Annotated in this window: 17 protein-coding genes; 8 read left to right on the top strand and 9 right to left on the bottom strand. The window is 56.2% G+C overall.

Going from position 1 to position 19,449, the window contains the following annotated elements; genetic code table 11:
• The first annotated feature begins 17 nt into the window (after positions 1-17).
• From ACT2B1_RS15205 to ACT2B1_RS15195, 3 genes are all read left to right on the top strand, one after another.
• Positions 18-1,058, top strand: a complete 1,041-nt coding sequence (locus tag ACT2B1_RS15205; RefSeq protein WP_481668065.1) for an alcohol dehydrogenase — start codon at positions 18-20, stop codon at positions 1,056-1,058.
• A gap of 87 nt (positions 1,059-1,145) precedes the next feature.
• Complete coding sequence (locus ACT2B1_RS15200; RefSeq protein WP_481668064.1) at positions 1,146-2,753, top strand: GMC family oxidoreductase; 1,608 nt, start codon at positions 1,146-1,148, stop codon at positions 2,751-2,753.
• Positions 2,754-2,773: 20 nt separating this feature from the next.
• Complete coding sequence (locus ACT2B1_RS15195) at positions 2,774-3,262, top strand: acyl-CoA thioesterase (RefSeq protein ID WP_481668063.1); 489 nt, start codon at positions 2,774-2,776, stop codon at positions 3,260-3,262.
• A gap of 122 nt (positions 3,263-3,384) precedes the next feature.
• Here the strand turns inward: ACT2B1_RS15195 and ACT2B1_RS15190 are convergent, their stop codons facing one another.
• The 7 genes from ACT2B1_RS15190 to ACT2B1_RS15160 all read right to left on the bottom strand — a co-directional run bounded on the left by ACT2B1_RS15190 (position 3,385) and on the right by ACT2B1_RS15160 (position 10,080).
• Positions 3,385-4,113 (bottom strand): SDR family NAD(P)-dependent oxidoreductase, encoded by a 729-nt coding sequence (locus ACT2B1_RS15190; RefSeq protein ID WP_171123383.1) that lies wholly within the window; start codon positions 4,111-4,113, stop codon positions 3,385-3,387.
• Positions 4,114-4,160: 47 nt separating this feature from the next.
• Positions 4,161-4,775, bottom strand: a complete 615-nt coding sequence (locus ACT2B1_RS15185; RefSeq protein WP_171123381.1) for a 2-hydroxychromene-2-carboxylate isomerase — start codon at positions 4,773-4,775, stop codon at positions 4,161-4,163.
• A gap of 44 nt (positions 4,776-4,819) precedes the next feature.
• Positions 4,820-5,590: an SDR family oxidoreductase gene (locus tag ACT2B1_RS15180; RefSeq protein WP_171123379.1), complete on the bottom strand. Its 771-nt coding sequence runs from the start codon at positions 5,588-5,590 to the stop codon at positions 4,820-4,822.
• Positions 5,591-5,805: 215 nt separating this feature from the next.
• Positions 5,806-6,588 (bottom strand): crotonase/enoyl-CoA hydratase family protein, encoded by a 783-nt coding sequence (locus ACT2B1_RS15175; protein ID WP_171241231.1) that lies wholly within the window; start codon positions 6,586-6,588, stop codon positions 5,806-5,808.
• Between the two features lie 241 nt (positions 6,589-6,829).
• Positions 6,830-7,696: an acyl-CoA thioesterase gene (locus ACT2B1_RS15170; protein ID WP_481668062.1), complete on the bottom strand. Its 867-nt coding sequence runs from the start codon at positions 7,694-7,696 to the stop codon at positions 6,830-6,832.
• 36 nt (positions 7,697-7,732) lie between these two features.
• The gene (locus tag ACT2B1_RS15165) at positions 7,733-8,200 is read right to left on the bottom strand and encodes a MaoC family dehydratase (protein WP_171123374.1); all 468 of its coding nucleotides are present in this window, start codon (positions 8,198-8,200) and stop codon (positions 7,733-7,735) included.
• On the bottom strand, positions 8,197-10,080 hold the full coding sequence (locus tag ACT2B1_RS15160) for an AMP-binding protein (RefSeq protein WP_481668061.1): 1,884 nt from the start codon (positions 10,078-10,080) through the stop codon (positions 8,197-8,199). Before ACT2B1_RS15160 ends, ACT2B1_RS15165 begins: the two co-directional genes overlap by 4 nt.
• A gap of 248 nt (positions 10,081-10,328) precedes the next feature.
• Between ACT2B1_RS15160 and ACT2B1_RS15155 the strand changes: the two genes are divergently transcribed.
• The 5 genes from ACT2B1_RS15155 to ACT2B1_RS15135 all read left to right on the top strand — a co-directional run bounded on the left by ACT2B1_RS15155 (position 10,329) and on the right by ACT2B1_RS15135 (position 16,641).
• Positions 10,329-10,901 (top strand): TetR/AcrR family transcriptional regulator, encoded by a 573-nt coding sequence (locus tag ACT2B1_RS15155; protein ID WP_171123370.1) that lies wholly within the window; start codon positions 10,329-10,331, stop codon positions 10,899-10,901.
• A 121-nt stretch (positions 10,902-11,022) separates the two neighbouring features.
• Positions 11,023-12,149 (top strand): IS3 family transposase gene (locus tag ACT2B1_RS15150; RefSeq protein ID WP_481668060.1). Its coding sequence is split into 2 segments (ribosomal slippage): positions 11,023-11,287 and positions 11,287-12,149, totalling 1,128 coding nucleotides; the frame shifts between segments, so codons are not numbered across the junction.
• Positions 12,150-12,935: 786 nt separating this feature from the next.
• Positions 12,936-14,393 carry a xylulokinase gene (gene xylB, locus ACT2B1_RS15145; RefSeq protein WP_481668059.1) on the top strand — a complete coding sequence of 486 codons (1,458 nt, stop codon included), beginning with the start codon at positions 12,936-12,938 and terminating at the stop codon, positions 14,391-14,393.
• Complete coding sequence (locus tag ACT2B1_RS15140) at positions 14,390-15,343, top strand: aldose epimerase family protein (protein ID WP_171241227.1); 954 nt, start codon at positions 14,390-14,392, stop codon at positions 15,341-15,343. Before xylB ends, ACT2B1_RS15140 begins: the two co-directional genes overlap by 4 nt.
• Positions 15,340-16,641, top strand: a complete 1,302-nt coding sequence (locus tag ACT2B1_RS15135; protein ID WP_171241226.1) for a cytochrome-c peroxidase — start codon at positions 15,340-15,342, stop codon at positions 16,639-16,641. Before ACT2B1_RS15140 ends, ACT2B1_RS15135 begins: the two co-directional genes overlap by 4 nt.
• On the opposite strand, the gene ACT2B1_RS15130 is transcribed toward ACT2B1_RS15135, so the two are convergent.
• Positions 16,642-18,153, bottom strand: coding sequence for a CRTAC1 family protein (locus ACT2B1_RS15130; RefSeq protein ID WP_481668058.1), 1,512 nt, complete (start codon positions 18,151-18,153; stop codon positions 16,642-16,644).
• Positions 18,143-19,360 carry an ROK family protein gene (locus tag ACT2B1_RS15125; RefSeq protein WP_481668057.1) on the bottom strand — a complete coding sequence of 406 codons (1,218 nt, stop codon included), beginning with the start codon at positions 19,358-19,360 and terminating at the stop codon, positions 18,143-18,145. The genes ACT2B1_RS15130 and ACT2B1_RS15125 overlap by 11 nt, the downstream gene beginning before the upstream one ends.
• Positions 19,361-19,449: the final 89 nt, after the last annotated feature.

Genomic DNA, 19,449 nt, shown 5'->3' with positions numbered 1-19,449 from the left:
AAAATGAGTGCTATTGCGTGACGGAACACCAGGCGCCACTGCAGAAAATCGTGCAGGATCTGCCCGAGTTGGAAGGGGACGAGGTGCTGTTGAAGGTGCGTGCCTCGGGCGTGTGTCACTCTGATCTGCACTTCTGGGAAGGTGGCTATGATCTGGGCGACAACCAAGAGATGAATTTGTCCGATCGGGGCGTAAAGCTTCCCTTGACGATGGGTCATGAGATTGTCGGTGAGCTGGTCGCGTTGGGTCCCGAAGCGCAGGGTTTGGCGCTGGGCGAAAGCTATCTGGTCTATCCCTGGCTGGGGTGTGGCACCTGCGAAACCTGCGCAAAGGATCAAGAGAATTTGTGCCCCAATGCACCGCGGGCCCTTGGGATATTCACCCCCGGCGGCTATGCGCAATACGTGGTGGTGCCGCGCGCCAAATATTGTCTGACGCTTGGCGACCTGGACCCGGCAGAGGCCGCGCCTTTGGCCTGTTCCGGGGTGACCACCTATAGCGCGCTTAAGAAATTCGGGGACGATATCCGCGACACGCCGGTGGTGATCCTGGGTGCGGGTGGACTTGGGCATATGGCGCTTCGGGTGATCCGTGCTCTTGGTGGCAAGGGGGCCGTTTTCGTCGATCTTGACGAGGCAAAGCGCCACGCCGTGCTTGAGGCCGGGGCGCTTGCGGCCATTGATGGCAATGCGCCCGATGCGGACGAGCAGATCAAAGCCGCCACAGGGGGAGGGGCCCTGTTGGTCATGGACTTGGTGGGCGCCGAGGCCACGATTAATCTGGGGTTGGCCGCCGCGCGTAAGGGCGTTCGGATCGTTGTGGTGGGATTGTTTGGCGGTCAGTTGAAAATCCCCACCGTCTATTTCCCAATACGCGCCATGGCGGTGATCGGTTCATATGTGGGCAATCTGAACGAACTGTCCGAACTGCTTGAGTTGGCCAAATCAGGCAAGTTGAGCTTGGCACCTGTGACGCGCCGCCCATTACAGGACGCCAACGACGCGCTGATGGATCTGAAAGACGGGAAGGTTATCGGTCGGGTCGTCCTGACCCCATGAAAGCGGTCTGAACGCGACCCGCAGTTTGAAAGCAAAGCAGGCCTTGGAGCCGGATTTCATTGATAGGTATTGGGAGGTGCCGGGCAGGTGGACGCGGATTACATCATTGTTGGGGCAGGTTCAGCGGGCTGTGTGTTGGCCAACCGGCTGACTGCTGACCCAAAAAACAAGGTCATATTGCTGGAGGCCGGGGGCAAGGATAACAGCCCCTTCATTCATGCGCCTGCGGGCTTTGTGAAAATGCTTCGAAATGAGAAGTATAACTGGTGCTATTCAACCGAACCTGATCCCGGCTTAAACGGGCGGCGGCTTTTCTGGCCGCGCGGCAAGACGCTTGGGGGGTCATCGTCGATAAACGGGTTGCTATACGTGCGCGGGCAGCCGTCCGATTATGACCGTTGGCGGCAATTGGGCAACGAAGGCTGGGGCTGGGAAGATGTCCTGCCGCTGTTCAAAGCCACCGAAGGGCGCGAGGAAGGTGCTGAGGATCAATACGACTCTGACCTGCGGGGTAGCGACGGCGAAATGACGGTCAGCACCCCTCGTTCGCGCCATCCGCTGAGTGAGAAATGGGTCGAATCTGCAGTTGCAGCGGGTTACCCGTATAACCCTGATCACAATGCAGAGCGGCAGGAAGGGGTCGGCTTTTTTCAGACAACCATCGCCTATGGCAAACGTCATTCGACGGCGAATGCGTTTCTGAAACCGATCAGGTCGCGCCCCAATTTGCGTGTGATCACGCATGCCCATGTGCAGCACGTGGACCTGGATGGCAAACGCTGTACAGGCATCACCTACAAGGATCGCTCGGGTAGATTGGTGTCGCTTAGGGCCGGGCGCGAGGTGATCTTGTCGGCCGGGTCGATCGGGTCGCCTCAGATACTTATGCTGTCGGGGATTGGAAATCCCGATCACTTGTCTGAAAACGGCGTGCAGCTCCGTCACGAGCTTCCGGGTGTGGGGCAGGCGATGCAGGATCATCTTCAGGCCAAGATGGTGCATCGGATGTCGGTGCCCACATATAACCGCGAAGGTAAGTCGCTGATGCGTCAGGCGGCCATCGCCGCCCAATACTATTTCGTGGGCCGGAACGGGCCTTTGTCGATGCCAGCGGCGGATGCTACCGCTTTTCTGAAAACGCACCCTGATCTGCAAACGCCAGACATTCAGTTTCACGTGCAGCCCTTTTCTTATGATGCGGAAGGGAACCTGCATGACTTTTTCGGCTTCACTTCAACCGTCTGCCAGTTGCGTCCCGAAAGTCGTGGGCAGATTCTGTTAAATGGTCCTGACCCTGCCACTTATCCCAAAATTCACCCCAACTATCTGTCTACGGAAACCGATTGCCGTACGTTGGTCGAAGGAATTCGCATCGCCCGCACGATTGCGGCGCAGTCACCCTTGGCGAGCCATATCGCGTCTGAGTTTTTGCCGGGCAGCGCGATAGAAAGCGACGATTACGACGCGATGCTGGACTGGGCGCGCGGTCACGCTGTGACGATCTTCCATCCGTCAGGGACCTGTAAAATGGGACCGGGGCCGGATGCAGTTGTGGATGCCAAGTTGAAGCTTCACGGGATTGCAGGATTGCGGGTTGTCGATTGTTCGATCATGCCCGAGCTGACCTCGGGCAATACCAATGCCCCGACGATTATGATCGCAGAGAAAGCCAGCAGAATGATATTGGCCGGATAGCAGGCAAAAGACGTCAAAGTATGAACGAGCAAAAATTCAGAATCTCAAAGCATTATGAGCCGATAAAAGCCACCGACCTGCGCGGCTACGGGGTGCCGGAACCTTGGAATTTCGGGGTAGGTTTTCGGGCGACGTTCGGGGATTTGGATGCGCAGAACCATGTCTCGAACGTGAAATACCTGCGTTGGATCGAGGCGTTCCGCATGGCCTATCTGCGCGCCTACGGTTGGCCGGAATATGCGACGCCGGGGGCCAATCTGATGGTGATCCGACGGTTTCAGATCGACTATCTCAAGCCAGTTCATCTGGATGACGATGTGATCGTGACGGGGCGCACTGTGCAGGTCGGCCGCTCTAGCTGCACGATGGAGTATGCGATCTGGGGGAATGGCCAGATTGCAACCGCTTCGGCGGTGTTGGTTTTTCTGGATCAGCACGGGACAAAGTCGGACCTTCCAGGAACGTTGCGCCCGCTCATGATCGAATGGGACGGGGCGCAACCCCGCTAGGGCAGTGGTCAACGGGGCATGGGAATGCCCCTGTGACCGCATTGCGCGGCTGAGGGCGGGTAGCTTTTGTCATTCCCGACTGTCTGCCGATGCAAGAGTCGACCTAAACGACTACTTCCGCTTTACCACGTTTCCACGCTTGGTCGTATCTGCGTCTCAAACATCCACGCGTCTTTGGGCTGTTTCCAAAGCTGGATATAGGTCTTTGCCACGGACGCGGGATCCATCAGAACCCGGTCTTCCGGGTTGCCTCCGCGGGCGGCGATCATTTCGCGCACCCATTGGGTATCAACGCCGGAATCAATGACCAGATGCGCCACATGGATGCCTTTGGGCATCAATTCACGGGCGGCGCATTCAGCGACGGCGCGGATGCCAAACTTGGCGCTGGCAAAGGCGGCAAAGCCTGGATTGCCGCGCAACCCGGCGGTGGCACCAGTGAAAAAGATATTGCCGGTTCCGCGTGGCAGCATCGCTTTGGCGGCTTCGCGCCCGGTTAGAAAACCGGCGTAGCAGGCCATTTCCCAAACTTTGCGGAAAACCCGTTCCGTGGTTTCTGTGAATGGGAAATTCACATTCGCGCCGACGTTGAAGATGCAAACTTCGATCGGGCCAACCTCTTCGGCGGACTTGATGAAGTCGATGACCTGATCTTCGTCCCTGGCATCCAGACTTTTGCCGATTATTCGGCCTCCGGCGGCTGTGACCTCATCCACCAACGGTTGCAGTTTATCCCCGTTGCGCCGACCGGCGATCACAGTAAAGCCTTCGGCGGCGAAGGCCTTGCAGATGGCCGCGCCGATGAAATCACCGGCTCCAACCACGACAACAGTTTCTGCTCTTTGTTCCATAAGGAGTGTCCTTCTTTAGGGTAGGTCGGCTGACCCAAATGCATGTGTCAGTTATCCAGACCGGCCAGATGCTGTTCCAGATCGCGGATACGATCCTTTCCGAAATAGATTTCCCCGTCATAGTGAAAGGTCGGTGCACCAAAATCACCAGCGGAAACAGCCATTTCCGTGTTCGAGATCAGTTGGGTTTTGACTTCGGGGTCTTGTATCAGTGCGAACAGGGGTTCGGCTTCTAGCCCGCCATCTGTCAGCCAGCGCGACAGCACCTCAGGGTCGCCAAGGTTCTGTTCGAACTGCCACATGCCGCGAAAGACGCGTTCCATGTACAGCTCAAAAACACCCAACCGTTGCGCCGCAATGCAGCCGCGCATCAGTTGCAGGGTGTTGATCGGGAAATAGGGGTTGAATGAGAACTCATCGACGATTCCGTTGCGTTCGGTAAAGCGCAACAGGTCGCGCCGTTCGTACCGCAGCTTGTTCTCGATCCCGGCGTTGGTTTCACCCGGTGCCCGGTTGCCAGTGGCGCGGAAGATACCGCCCAATAGCACCGGCACATAGGTGAACGTCGCGCCATAGGTCTGCGCGAGACCGGGTATTAAGAGATGCGCTAGGTAAGAGTTCGGGCTGCCAAAATCGAAGTGAAAGGCGACGTGCTTCTGCATCAATCTTTCCTTTTGAAAGTGGTCTACGGATAGGTCGGGCGCTTTCAGATCGCGGTCAGCCCGCCATCAATGGCCAAAGTGGTCCCGGTGATCATGCTGCCTGCGTCCGAGCAATAAAGCAGCGCCGCCCCCTTAAGATCTTCGCTGCCGCCAATCCGCCCCAGCGGGTTCTGCGCCGCGACGTTTTCGCGCCCCAGCGCATCCAGCGTTCCCGCGGTCATCTTGCTTTCGAACATGCCCGGGGCCAGCGCATTCACCGTTATTCCATGCTCACCCCATTCGTGGGCCAATGCGCGGGTCAGGTTCACAACAGCCGCCTTCGAAGTGTTGTAAGCCACAATTCCCTTGTTGCCCTTTAGCCCAGCAATCGACGCCAGGTTCAGTATCCGGCCGTTGCCATTCGGGATCATCGAGTCTCTTGCGATTAGCTGGCTAAGGCGAAACACAGAGCGGACGTTAAGGTCCATCAGCTTGTCCCAGGCTTCCATCGCATGATCGACTGCGGGGCTTCCCCAAGTGGCCCCGGCATTGTTGACAAGGATATCGACCCGACCAAGCTTTGCTATGGACTGATCTGACAATGCCACAAGGTCATCGTCCTTACGATTATCCGCCACGATGTAGTCCACACTGATCCCGCGCGCTTCGAGATGCGCCTTGGCATCCTGCAAATCCGTTTCCTTGCGGGACGAGATCACCAATCGCGCGCCGTTGTCACCCAGCACTTCGGCGATCTGCAGACCCAGCCCGCGTGACCCCCCGGTTATCAGGGCGGTCTTGCCACTCAGGTCGAAAAGCTCATTTGCCTTGGTCATCTTTCTTTCCTTCTTCGCCAGATTGTATCAGCGGGCAGTTTCATCGGCCCCTTGCGTAGAGGTGTTTAGAATTCCGATCTTCGTCAGCTCGCAGTCGAACCCCTAATGGCCGGAATTCGTTTTTACCTTACGAAAACCCCTGCCAGCCCCGTATCCTTTGCATCAAGCGCGCCATTACGGTTCCGGTGCTGCCCCGGCAGCCGGGCGCGTTCGTTTCAACGGCCTTTAAAGACGGCCTCGCGCCGTTCCACGAATGACGCTATGCCTTCGCGCATATCCTCGGTCGCAAGCATACGGTCGCGAAGCTCTGGAATGCAGGCAATCGCAGCCTGTTCCCCGTGTTCAATAAATTTGCGTCCAGCCACTTTCATGGCCTGAATGCCAAGCGGAGCGTTTCGGCAGATCGTTTCCGCAATCTCCATTGCGCGCGTGGTTTCATGCCCCTTGGCTACAACCTCTTGGACCAGCCCGATGCGATGGGCTTCTTCCGCGCTGAACTCGTCGCATAGCATCAGGTGGTACATGGCGTTTCCCCAACCGGCGCGGCTGATGTATCGGAAGTGCGCGCCACCGAAAGGAGCAATGCCGCGCTTTGATTCCAATTGGCAAAACCGGGTGTCATCGGCGGCAACGGCGATGTCTCCGGCCAGCATCATTTCGATTCCGATTGTGAAGCATATCCCTTTTACGGCCGTGACAATCGGCTTGCTACACTGTCTTTGCAGGCCAAACGCATCAACGTTTCCCTCGGGAATATCTGGGGGTGTGCTGTTGGGGCCGAAGAACTTTGGCATATCCAGCCCCGCTGTAAAATCTTCGCCTTCTGCGCAGATCACCCCTGCCCATAGGTCGGGTGTTTGCTCTAGCAGGGTCAGGGTGTCTGACAATTGTTCCATCATCTGCGGATGAAAGGCGTTTTTCTTTGCCGGGTTGTCGATCGTGATCTTTAGCACACGGCCTTGGACCTCGTGCCTGACTTTGCCCTGAATATCCTGCATTTCGTCATCCTCCCCTGCCGTTCAAACAAGGCTGTCAATCGGCCTTGTCTCAGCTTTTTCAGAATGACGGTCATCATTCAGATGTCAAGTCCACTGTCCGGTAAGCCTTATGTGGACTGGTGATTTAAGATTATCAATGTCATGCAGAACCCAAGTGGAGCCCAGTGGTTAACGGGCTTGTGCCAAAGGCGGTGAACCGCACAAGATGCAGAAAGGGGGCTTCGATCAAGAATGACGCGGCTCAGTTGCGTTTACGCCGCAATAGCGATTCCTGGGCTGTACTTGCGACCAGTTTGCCGTCTTCGGAAAAGATCATGCCGCGGGCCAGTCCACGGCCGCTGCCCGTCCAGGGGCCATCCATCGCGTAAAAGTGCCAATCCTGTAAACGGGCAGGTGCGTGAAGCCAGATCGCGTGATCCAGACTGGCGCCTTGCGCTGTGTTCTGCGACCAGCTCAACCCGTGGGCGCGCAAACCTACGCTCATCAAACCCATATCGGACGCATAGGTCAGATAAAGCTGCTGCAGGTTGGCATCGCCATTTTTGGCTGCGGGTATACGAAACCAAAACCCGCGCTGATCGCTGACAGGTACGGGATTTGCCTCATTCCTGGGATCGACGTCGCGAATCTCGAACTGTGTCTGGTGGATGCGCCTGTTGTCTGCTTCGGCTGAGCCATTTGCGGAACGGGCGGTCGCGGTGCTTTGGTCCGGGGCGCAATCCTGTGGCCCCGGAGCGTCCGGTTTTTCGTGCTGATAGTCCCAGCCTTCATCGGGCACATGGAAAGACCCTGTGAAATTCAGGATTTGCTGATCGCCCTGCGTGGCGATCACCCGTCGCGTGCTGAACGATCCACCATCCCGTGCATTTTCAACCCGGAAGATCAATGGTTGGTTCGGATCACCCGCGCGCAGGAAATACGAGTGGATAGAATGGCAGCGACGCTCTGCCGACACGGAATGGCGTGCAGCGGCTAGGCATTGGGCAATGACCTGCCCTCCAAATAGGCGCGTCGGCACGACATCGCCGGAAAAGGCGGCCGCGCGAAACAGGTCAGGCCCAACTTGTTCTGGCTGTAATATATCCGCCAGAGAAGGCATTTGCGTCATTTTGGTCCCCGGTGGGATAAGAGGCAAAAGCGCGGATCAGAAATAGGATAGCCCTAGCCACTCCGCGACTAGCGCGGGCGAGTCTTTACCTTCGATTTCGACCGTGACGTTCATTCGGGTTTGGATGGATCCATCGTCCCTGTCCGTCAGCCCAGCAAGGTGAAAACGTCCACGAATACGTGCGCCTGCGGGCACCGGCGAAACAAATCGGATCTTATCGAAACCGTAATTCACACCCATCGTGCGACCAGCGATCTTTGGGACGCCGTTCTGCACCAGTGGCACCAATAGTGACAGCGACAGAAATCCATGCGCAATCGTGCCGCCAAAAGGTGTTTCTGCGGCCCGGTCCGGGTCTATGTGAATGAATTGGTGATCGTCGGTGGCATCTGCAAACTTGTCGATCCGCGCCTGATCCACCGTAAGCCAGTCTGACACGCCAAGCTCTTTGCCGACCCGGCCGCGATAGGCGTCTAGGCTGACTTCCAAAGATGTCTCTTTCATTGTTGTGCCACCACCAGAAAGTCCTTGCGGGTTCCGTTGTAAAGGGCGTCAACAGTGTCTGCGCGGCGTTTGAGAACTTGGCGCTGGTTGACGTAGCCTTTGTCGTTGATTTCGTTTTCCGACAGCGACGGTGGCTCGGCCAGGATGCCAATTGCGCGCACTTGCCGGCTGGAGCCGCTATTGTTCTGGTTCCACCGATCCAAGGCCTGTTGCACCTGTTCAAGGTCTTCAGGAGCAGGTTCAATAAGTGCACCGTCCACCCGTGTTGCACGTGCGCGGGCCGCATCGTTCAGCCAGACCATCGCGACGATATGCGCGCGGCCTTCGCCGACAACAACCGTGTCGCGCACCAGCCCACCACATTCTAAATTCAATCCCGTTCGGATCGCGCCAACCTGAACAAATGTACCGCTGTCGAGCTTGAAATCTTCGCTGACCCGTCCGGCATAACGCAGGTCATTTGCGATTTTGTCGATGTCTTCAAAGCGGATCGCGTCACCGGTGATGAAGAACCCCTCATCGTCGAAAAGTCGTTTGTTCAGTTCGGGCTGATCTACATAGCCGGGAAAGACATTCGGTCCCTTGATCCGCAGCTCGTAACGGTCGTCGCTGAGTGAGATCAGTTTGATTTCAACTTCTGGCACAGGCATTCCGATACGCCCAACCCCGTCATATGGCCAATGGACCGTCGTGACAGAAGGCGCTGCTTCGGTCATGGCAAATCCACCCGATAGCGGAATTCGGCAGCCCCGATACGTCATGGCCAGTTTTTGCAGCCGTTCATAGGTTTCGCCGGGGAATCCTGCTCCGCCGTAATGTACGAAAGTCAGGTTCGAAAAGAACGCTTCGGCCAGCTCGGTATCCTGTTCCATTGCGTCCAACAACATGCCGTATGCCAAGGGCACGTTCGAGAAATTGGTTGGTTTCACCTCGCGGATAGCGGTCAAGCTGCGTTCAAAATCCGGCCCGGAGACTGGACGGCCCGAGTCGATATAAAGCGCTGATGCGTGAAACAGCATTTCGTGCAGGATGTGATTACCCCCGAACGTATGGTGCCACGGCAGCCAGCATAGCCGTCGACGTTGGGCGTGAGGAATGCGGATTCCAATCCTTTGCGACATGGCGATATTTGCGCACATCATGCGCTGTGTGTTGATCACACCCTTGGGGTTGCCTGTCGAGCCAGAGGTGAAAAGGATCTTGCCAACGGTTTCTTCGGTCACGGCTGCGTGGGCAGCGGCAACAGCTTCGGTAACCTTGGTGCCCAGCAACTCGGCGACGTCAGTATCACCGGGTCTGGGATGTTCGGACACCAGCTCGCATCCGTTCAGATCCAGCTTGTCCAATGCAGCGGACAGCGTTTGGGCGTCATCAACAAAAAAGAGTTTCGCTTTGGACTGCGCAAATGTGCTTTGCAGACGGGGAAAAGCCTCTGAGAATTTTGCATAGCTTGGCGAGATCGACGCAGCGGTAATGCCGGCCATCATTGCCCCGAACAGAATCTGAGCGTGGATAATGCTGTTGCGCGACAAGACGGCTATGCAATCTCCTTGCTTTAAACCACGGTTGAGCAAAGCTTGCGCGATGGCCTCGCAATTCGCCTTTAGCTGCCGAAAAGTTGGCCCATCCCACCCCTGTGGCCCGCGTTCAGCAAGCGAAAGGCGGTCGGGGTGTGCGCTGGCGGCTGCAAACAGGTAGTCGATGACACTGGTTGGATAGTCCGGCAGCTTGTAATCTTGGCGAAGGTAAATGGCGTCGTTACTACGCCGCAGGACAGGTTTTGCCGGAAAATAGGTCAAGGGGCCAAAGACCGGATCGTCATGGGTTTCGATCCCGAGGGACGGGTCAAGTGTGGTGTTAGTCGTTGTGTCGGTGATCACGGCATGTCCTGATTTTAGAATCCTCGGGGTCAGGCCGCGTGGCATTTGGCAATCTGAAATCGCCGCCGGGCCGCTTAGTCTGTAACGGATTGTGTATGATAGACATCATGCAAGTCAATGGGTGCCGGAAAGTCGCGTGAAAACTGGACCACACTGGGGATTTCTGTATTATGACTCCAATGCAGATTGACCCTGTTAGTGGTCGTCGACGCACTAACTGGGGCAATGGATTCCGAAGGCCAGCATCAATGGGGTACTCTCAAGCGCAAAAGGAACGTCATCGCGAGGAGATCCTTTCGAACGCAGGTGAACAACTGCGCAGCGGTGGGTTTTCAGCGATTAATGTCGTGTCTTTGATGAATTCCGTAGGATTGACGCATGGCGGGTTCTACGGCCATTTTGAAAACAAGGAAGACCTGCTGGATCAGGCGCTTGAACGCGCGTTGCGAGAAGGTCGTTTGACCCAAAAGCTTAATGCAAGCCCGAAAAAGCCATCCTTTGCGCGCTATGTTGGTAGCTATGTCAGCCCCAAACATCGCGACCTAAAAAGCAGTGGCTGCGCGATCCCCGCGCTTGTGTCGGATGTCTCACGCAGGCCCAAGGCGTCGCGGGACATCATGCAAACTCATATTGATGGCTTCATAAACACCGTCGCCGATTATCTTGACGGGGATCGCAGCAAGGCAAATTTGGCGGTGGCGGCTATGGTCGGTTCGATTGCGTTGTCCCGGGTCATGACAGACGATGCCAAAGCTTCTGAGATGCTCAAAGCAACCAAGGCCTATTTGCTGACGCTTGAGGACGACGAAGAACAGGGCTGATCCCAGCTTCCATGCAGTCCGCGCCGTCAACAGCTCTGTAGATTGTTCAATAGGGTTGGTGGTCCTGAGCCTCCCCCACTGAACTGGTCCACCGTTATGTTTAGGAAACGGAGGACCACGAATGGCAAACAAGAGACCAAAGCCCGAAGAGATTGTCTCGAAGTTACGGCAGGTTGAAGTTCTGATGGGGCAAGGCATGTCCCGTCTTGATGCGATCAGGCAGATCGGCGTTGTTGAACAAACCTATTACCGCTGGAGAAAGAAGTACGGTGGAATGGGTGTAGATCAGTTGAAAGAACTCAAGCGGCTTCAGAAAGAGAACGAGCGACTGAGACGCGCGGTTTCAGATCTGACGCTGGACAAACTGATCCTGACGGAAGCCGCAAAGGGAAACTACTGAGCCCCGCTCGTCGTCGTGCCTGCATCGATCATGTTCGTAGCCATCTGAACGTTTCCGAGAGACGCGCCTGCCGCGTGCTTGGACAACACCGGTCCACGCAACGGCGTGTCCCAGAAGGTCGCGCAGACGAAGACCGATTGGTGGCCGACATGATCGAGCTGACCCGTCAATACGGTCGATATGGCTATCGCAGGATCGCTGCACTGCTGAGAGAGGCTGGCTGGTCTGTCAGTGATGGGCGGATTGAACGGCTTTGGCGACGGGAGGGGCTGAAAGTGCCAGTGAAACAACCGAAGAAAGGACGGCTCTGGCTGAACGATGGGTCGTGTGTTCGGCTACGGCCAGAGTTTCGCAACCATGTTTGGTCGTATGACTTCGTCCATTGCCGAACCGATGATGGAAAAGCCTTCCGAACGCTGAACATCCTTGATGAATACAGTAGGGAATGCTTGGCAATCAGGGTCGAGCGGAAACTGAACTCGACCGATGTAATCGACGTTCTGACGGATCTGTTCATACTTCGCGGCGTGCCGAGTTTCATACGTTCTGACAATGGGCCGGAATTTGTCGCCCAGGCTGTCCGAGACTGGATTGCTGCCGTCGGCGCCAAGACGGCTTACATCGAACCCGGCAGCCCATGGGAGAACGGATATTGTGAAAGCTTCAATGGCCGGTTCAGGGATGAGCTACTCAACGGAGAGATCTTCTACAGCTTGCGCGAAGCACAAATCCTGATCGAACAATGGAGAAAACACTACAACACAAAACGACCCCACAGTGCTCTGGGTTGCCGCCCGCCAGCGCCCGAAACCATCATCCCGATGGATCACAGGCCGATGATGCACTAACAATCAACTTGGACCAGTCAGTTGAGGCTGCTCAGAACCAAAGCTTAGTCTGATCCGCGCTAGCGGGGCAAGTTTTCAAGCTCGTTCCAATTGGTGAAGCGATCATTCAATCAGCCCCATGCCAACGTCTGATCTGGGAAATAGAAGTTAAAGTGAGAGGCTGCCGCCCCCGGCACCTTACTACGCGAGGCCCTCTCAACTCCACCGAGCCTTTATTTGGCAAGGGTTGTGCATGTTTTCGGCGTCCTGATGAAACCGCCCATGACAGCTTGGGCACACAGCAAATGTGGTGAACAGTTTCAGTCCCGTTGAGATGTCAGAGCAATATTCCTCACCGCAAATCTCAAGGACCTCTCCGCGTGACATGAGCTCATTTGTGGTGATACCACAGTGCTGGCACTGCGCCTCTTCTAAGGCAGATTTGACTTCTTCGACTGAGGCGATTTGTTGACAGTTGCATTCAGTATCGGTCACTCTCTTGCTCCGCGTGATCGTTTACAACTTAACCCTGTGCAATGGGCCTGCTCCGGCCTCGACCAGTAACTGCTTTGGGATATGCAGGCTAGCGCAACTATTGCGTGTAGACAAGTCAACGGAAGCTTCAGTCTGTGATGGTGGACATGAGGGCCGTTCAACTCGGCAAAACCGTTTCCTGCCGCAAACTATCCACTCGCTGATCTGGCGTGGGCTTGTCGCTATGGGAGGCCAATTGGGCTTAAACTTCTGTTGACAAAATCTGCTTAGATATTAATTTTAGCAACTAAAAAAAATGGATGAGGTCAAAAAATGTATCTCGGATTGGACTTGGGAACATCCGGTCTCAGAGGGATCCTTGTCGACGACACAGGGTCCGTCGCAGGCAGTGCCGAGTCCAATATCACAACGTCTTCGCCAAAGCCGGGATGGTCTGAACAGTCGCCTCTGGATTGGGTGGAGGCGTGTAAGGACGTTGCCGGTCAGCTTCGATCTGCGCACGGAACTGCGTTCTCCGCGCTACGCGGCATTGGTCTGAGCGGGCACATGCACGGTGCGACCCTTTTGGATGCCGAAGACAACGTACTGCGGCCTTGCATTCTGTGGAACGACACGCGGGCCTCGAAAGAGGCGCAGAGGCTTGATCAACTGCCGGGAATGCGTTCAAGTTCTGGCAACATCGTTTTTCCGGGGTTTACAGCTCCCAAGTTGGAATGGGTCCGCGCAAATGAGCCTGACCTGTTTGCCAAGATTGCCAAGGTACTGCTGCCGAAAGACTATTTGCGACTCTGGCTGACTGGGGATTACGTCAGCGACATGTCTGACAGCGCGGGAACGTCATGGTTGGACGTCGGGGCGAGGCGATGGTCAGAAACCGCCTTGGAACAAGGTCATATGAGCATCGAACAAATGCCGCGATTGGTTGAAGGCAGTGAACCGGGCGGTGAGTTGCGACCCGAACTACAGCGAGAGTGGGGAGTGTCTGAGCCGGTCGTAGTTGCGGGCGGAGCAGGGGACAACGCCGCTGCTGCCTGCGGGATAGGCAGTATCAGCGACGGGGCCGGCTTCTTGTCGCTTGGAACCTCGGGTGTGCTGCTGGTGTCCAGGGATAAGTACGCGCCAGCGCCGGAAACGGCGGTACATTGTTTTTGTCATTCCGTTCCGGATAGGTGGATTCAGATGGGTGTCATCCTGTCTGCGACGAACAGCTTGAACTGGCTCTCCCGTAACCTGAGCCAGTCCGTTGGGGACCTGGTCGCCTCGCTGCCGGACGATCTGGATGGCCCATCAGAGATCACGTTTTTGCCCTATCTTTCGGGTGAGCGGACACCGCATAATGACAGTGCGATCCGAGGGGCATTCCTGGGTGTCGATATTTCCTCAGGCACTGCGGACTTGACGCGGGCCGTCATGGAAGGCGTCGCCTTTGCAATGCGGGATTGTCTGGAGGCCCTCAAGAAAACCGGAACCAAACCAACGACCCTTATGGCTGTTGGCGGCGGTGCGCGCTCCCATTATTGGTTGAAGAAACTGGCCACCGTACTCAATACGCCTCTTACCTTGCCGCAGGGCAGTGAATTTGGAGCCGCCATCGGTGCCGCTCGTCTGGCAATATGCGCCGTCAATGACGCAGATCCGGACACGGTGATGATGGCACCCAAAATCAACAGGGTCATCGAACCTCGTGAAGATTTGGTCGATGCGTTCGAAAGTGAATACCAGCGGTACCGGCAATACTATTCAGCCTTGGCACCTTTCGTAAAAAGATGAGCGTAAGGCGGGACATACCTCCTCGGATCGAAACGGCCGTTCTGAGTGATGGCGACATGCGGGTGTCGCTGCTCAGCTACGGGGCGACAACACAGGGATGGTGGTACAAGGGTTTGCCAATGATCCTTGGGTACGAAAGTCCGCAGGACTACGTTACCGACAAAAGCTATATGGGTGCAATCGTCGGCCGTGTCGCCAATCGGATCGGAAACGCGCGTTTTGACATGGAAAATGTCCGTTATGAACTGGACGCAAACGAGGGTCGGAATTCCTTGCACGGTGGATGGGCTGGCCTCTCGCATCAGAATTGGGCCCTTGAGAAAATAGCGGCAAACGAGGCCGTGTTGCGCCACACATCCCCAGAGGGTGCCAGCGGCTTTCCGGGAGAAGTCAGATTTGAGGTGCGCGTAAAACTGGACGAAACGCGCCTGATCTATTCGATTTCAGCGCAGCCTGACCGACCGACCCCCATAAGTATAGCGCAGCACAACTACTATAGCCTGGGTAGCGCGAGGGGCATTTCCGGGCATAGTCTGCGGTTGGCCTCACACCGCTATCTTGAAGTGGACAATCAAGGGATTCCCTCGGGCATATTGAACGACGCGAGGAAAGGCGGGATGGATTTCTCCGAACCCAAGGCGATCAGCGCTACTTTGACGGATTTGGACAACTACTTCGTTTTCGACCCCGCACGAGAGAACGGGCTTCCGGTCGCTGACCTTACCGCGCCTAACGGTTTGCAACTATCTGTTTGGTCTGATCAGGCGGGGGCGCAGGTTTACTCGGGGGCTCACCTTTCGGAACCTTTCCGCAAAAACGCTGGCGTGTGCATCGAGCCGTCGGGTTATCCCAACGCGGTTAACATCCCTGAATTTCCGTCGATCATATACTCTCCTGAAGCGCCATACGCGCAGACATTGATAATTGAGATTTCCGAGGGTGAGACATGAGGTTCGTTGCACCGATTGTTGCTTTCGGCGTGGTGGTCGTGTCCATTATGCCCGCAGCGGCTCAGGACCTCGGGCCAAAACCAGAGTTTGTTGAGCCTGATCTGGACGAGGTCGAACTTGGGCGGCTGCTTTTCTACGATCCGATCTTGTCGGGGAACAAGAACATAAGCTGCGCAACGTGTCATCACCCCAAACTCGGCACGTCCGATGGGCTTTCGCTGGGGATCGGTGAGGGTGGCGCGGGTTTGGGGGAGAAGCGGAAACTCGATGCGGAAAACCCGCCAGAGCAACGAATCCCGCGCAATTCGCCGGGTCTTTGGAATCTTGGCGCGACCGAGTTCACAACCTTCTTTCACGATGGCCGCCTTGAAGCCGATCCGACACGCGAGAACGGTATCAGGACGCCACTGGGCACGCATATGCGGTCAGGTTTCAATTCCGCTCTGGCCGCTCAGGCAATGTTTCCGGTGCTGTCCCCTGATGAGATGGCAGGCCATTACTCCGAGAATGACGTCAGCCAGGCCGTGCGCCTTGGGTTGCTAACGCAGGAAGGCGGGGCGTGGGACCTGATTGCTGCTCGCATCGCGGCCATCCCGGAATACGAACAGCGATTTTCCTTGATCGCACCGGGGGATGCGATCACCTTTTCTGCTATTGCGAATGTAATTGCCGATTTCATTGCCTTTGAATGGCGCGCCGACAACAGCCCGTTTGACCTTGCGATGCGGGGGGAAGCCGACCTGCCGGAAGAGGCAGCGCGCGGAATGCAACTGTTTTATGGAAAGGCAGGGTGCAGCACCTGTCATTCGGGCTGGTTTCAAACGGACCACAAGTTTCACTCTATCGCGATGCCGCAGATAGGGCCCGGCAAAGCAGCAAGGTTTGAAAGCCATGTCCGGGATGATGGGCGCCTGCGCGTGACTGGCGACGCAGAGGATTCATTTGCGTTTCGCACGCCTTCGTTGCGCAATGTAACGCTGACGGCCCCCTACGGGCATAGCGGTGCCTATGCGCGGCTTGAAGACGTCGTGCGTCATCATCTCGACCCGGAAGGCTCATTGCACACGTATACCTTGGAACTGGCGGTGTTGCCTGACTTTCCGGGTGCAAAGGATCATCAGGCGTTTTCCGACCCCGAGATTATGGATGCGATTGCCAAAAGCAGCGACCTGCCGAAGATAAGTCTGACGGATCAAGAGATCAGCGCCCTTCTGAGCTTTTTGGGTAGTCTGGAAGACCCCACTGAACGTCTTGGTGTTCCGGAAAAGGTTCCAAGTGGGTTGCATGTCGACCAATGATCATCGTTCAATTCGAATGATCTGATTGGGGTGGTATTCCTGCCAATCCCCCGCTTCGCCATCGGGCCAAATGACCCGAACTTCGATCGTCTTCGCATCCGTCAGCCCAAAATGATGTAGCCCTACGATGCCGCTGGCGTGCCCTCCGCCGATGGTGATTTCCCGGGTCTGCATACCCGCCGCAGTCGTCATCTCGATAAAGCCGCCGACGGCGAAACGGTTTGGCTGATCCTGCGCTATGTCCATCATCACCCAATTCCCAGTGCGAGGGTGGTTTTGATAGACCTCAAGTTCCGAGCCCCTATTGACCACCACCAGATCAAGCCAGCCGTCATTGTTGAAGTCAGCCAATGCCGCACCGCGCGACTTGGCCATAGAAGCAATGCCAGCCTTGGCCGAAGCTTCGTGGAATTGACCATTCTGCTGTTGCAACAGCAGGTTGTTGGGGTCATTCAGCGCCGCGTCCGGCATCTGCTCGACATTTCCTTTGGTGACGAAGATATCGTCCAGACCGTCGTTGTTGACGTCGCCAAACTGCGCATGCCATCCGGTCGATGGGCGACCGTCGCCTCCAGTATGTGGTCTGTGCGCGGTTGTGCCTTTGTCGTAGGTGGCGTCACGCCAGGTCGGGCCGCCAGTTTTGGGGTCGAAGATCTGCAATTTCTGATCGCCCATCGAAGTTAGATAAACTTCGGGAAAGCCGTCGCCTGTCAGATCCCGCGAAGCGATGCCCATTCCCCAGATCGAATATGGCAACCATCCGTCTTTTTGCGAATAGGTGCGTGGGGTGGCCTCCATAGCCCATAACTGCTCTTGCCCACCGCGCACATAGTAATGGCGATCGTTACTGACCCGCAAATCCGCTTGTCCGGAGCGGGACCAGTCCGAAAACAGGACCGACAGCGCGCAGTAACCCGGCTCGAGATATTCCGGCGGCTGATAGCTGCGGCCGTTGGGGCGGTATAGGACCGTGGGTCCGCAGGCCTCAAACGGGCCATCGGGATTCCGGAGATCAACATAGGTGCCAAAGGCCAGTGTTGGAAGGGTCTGATCAACTTCCCAGGTGGCAGAGAACCCGGTTGTCCAATGGTCCACTGATTGGAAACTAAGGGTGTCGAAAGGGCGGAAATTGCAATCAGATTCGCCCTTCAAAAGCAGATCAGGGCCAACGCGTAAAACGGCCAGATCCAGAACGCCATCATTGTCGACGTCCAATGGGTAAGCCCCGGTTACGCTGGTCAGTGACAATTGCTTGGGCGTATCAGCACGAAATGAAACGCTGTCGAGCGATGTGTTCCTAAACAGTTGGGCAGGATTGGTCCCACCCGCGGCGAAAAGCTCGGGCAGCCCGTCCCCGTCGCAATCGAAAACGGCGACCCCACCGCCCACAAAGTGCTCCCATCCGCCATCATAGGTATGGGCGCCTATGTCAATCTTCTGGAATTGCGGAGCTTGGGCTTCTGCCGTGGACGCAGATGCAAAAGCGAACAGGATACAAAGCTCAGGACGCATGTGTCGCCAGTTCCTTCACCTTCAAGATCGAGACCTGCTCAATCCCGTAAGCCGCAGCACCCTTGGCCCACATCAGGTCGCCCCAGTGATGGACTTTGATTTCCGGCAAGGGGGTATCGACATTCACTACGCCACTTCGAATTCGGGTCATCACCTCGTCGGAATACAGGTGTTCCAAGTCCATCTGAGCGCCTGACAATATAATGCGTTCCGGGTCAAACAGGTTAATCAGGTTGGATATCCCCAGACCAAACATCTGTCCCGCGCGGGCCAGAACGGACTTGGCCCTTTGGTCTCCGGAACGCGCGTTTTTGTGGATTTCCGTTACGGTTTCCGTTCCAGTGCTTTGATCGGCAACGGTTGCTTCCCGGATGAGCGCATAGTCACCGACATAGGCCTCAAGGCAGCCCCGCTGGCCGCATTGGCAAAGCGCGCCGTCCAGTTGAACTTTTGTATGGCCAAACTCTGCTCCGCAGCCACGTTCCCCGCGATACAGCTTGCCGTCCAGCACAATACCAAGCCCAACGCCGTGTTCGATCGTGACGACAAGAAAGTTCTTTAACCCCTTACCTAATCCAAAAAGTTGTTCCGCCTTTGCCACCAGATTGGCGTCGTTTTCAATGAAGGCGGGGCAGGGCAATTCAGTTTCCAGAAATTGACTGAAATCGACGTTTCTTTCGGTCAGGGAAGAGGACCAGTGGACAAAGTTCCTTTCTGCATCCACCAGACCGGCAATCCCAATTGACACGCCGGACAGGGTGTCGATGGTTTCGTTAATCTGAGCGCAAGCCTGATCCATGGCTTTGCGAATGGTCGCCACAAAAGCGGTTGGGGTCATTCGGGCGTCGTCCAGCGGATGTTTGCATGACGTAACCTCATTGCCTTCGAAATCCACAAGAATGACCGAGATCATGTGGCGCGCCACCTTAAGGCCCGCAACAAGGTATGAGCCGCCATTCAACTGAAGCAGGACTCTGGGCCGCCCCCTTTTGGCAGACTTGGATTGTTGTTCGGTTTCGATCTCTTTGATCAGCCCCGCAGAAATGAGGTCGGCCGTGGCGGCGGTAACCGTCGCCGGGCTGGTCTGCAATGCGCTGGCGATATCTATCCGTGAAATCGAGCCTCTGGTCCGGATATGTTCCAGCACCCGCAGGCGGGTAATGTTCCGCTGGTCTGCGGCATTTTGAGAAGCTTTGCTTTTCAGCATCTTGGCCTCGCGAATCTGGTCTTGTCCCCAATCTATTTGGATTTCACCGCTTCTAATAGACTAAATATTTTACCGACTGAAATAAATAT

It is taken from the genome of Ruegeria sp. S263 (assembly GCF_056780525.1).
The sequence above is the reverse complement of the archived record's forward strand: the minus strand, read 5'-3'. Positions and strand labels throughout refer to the sequence as shown.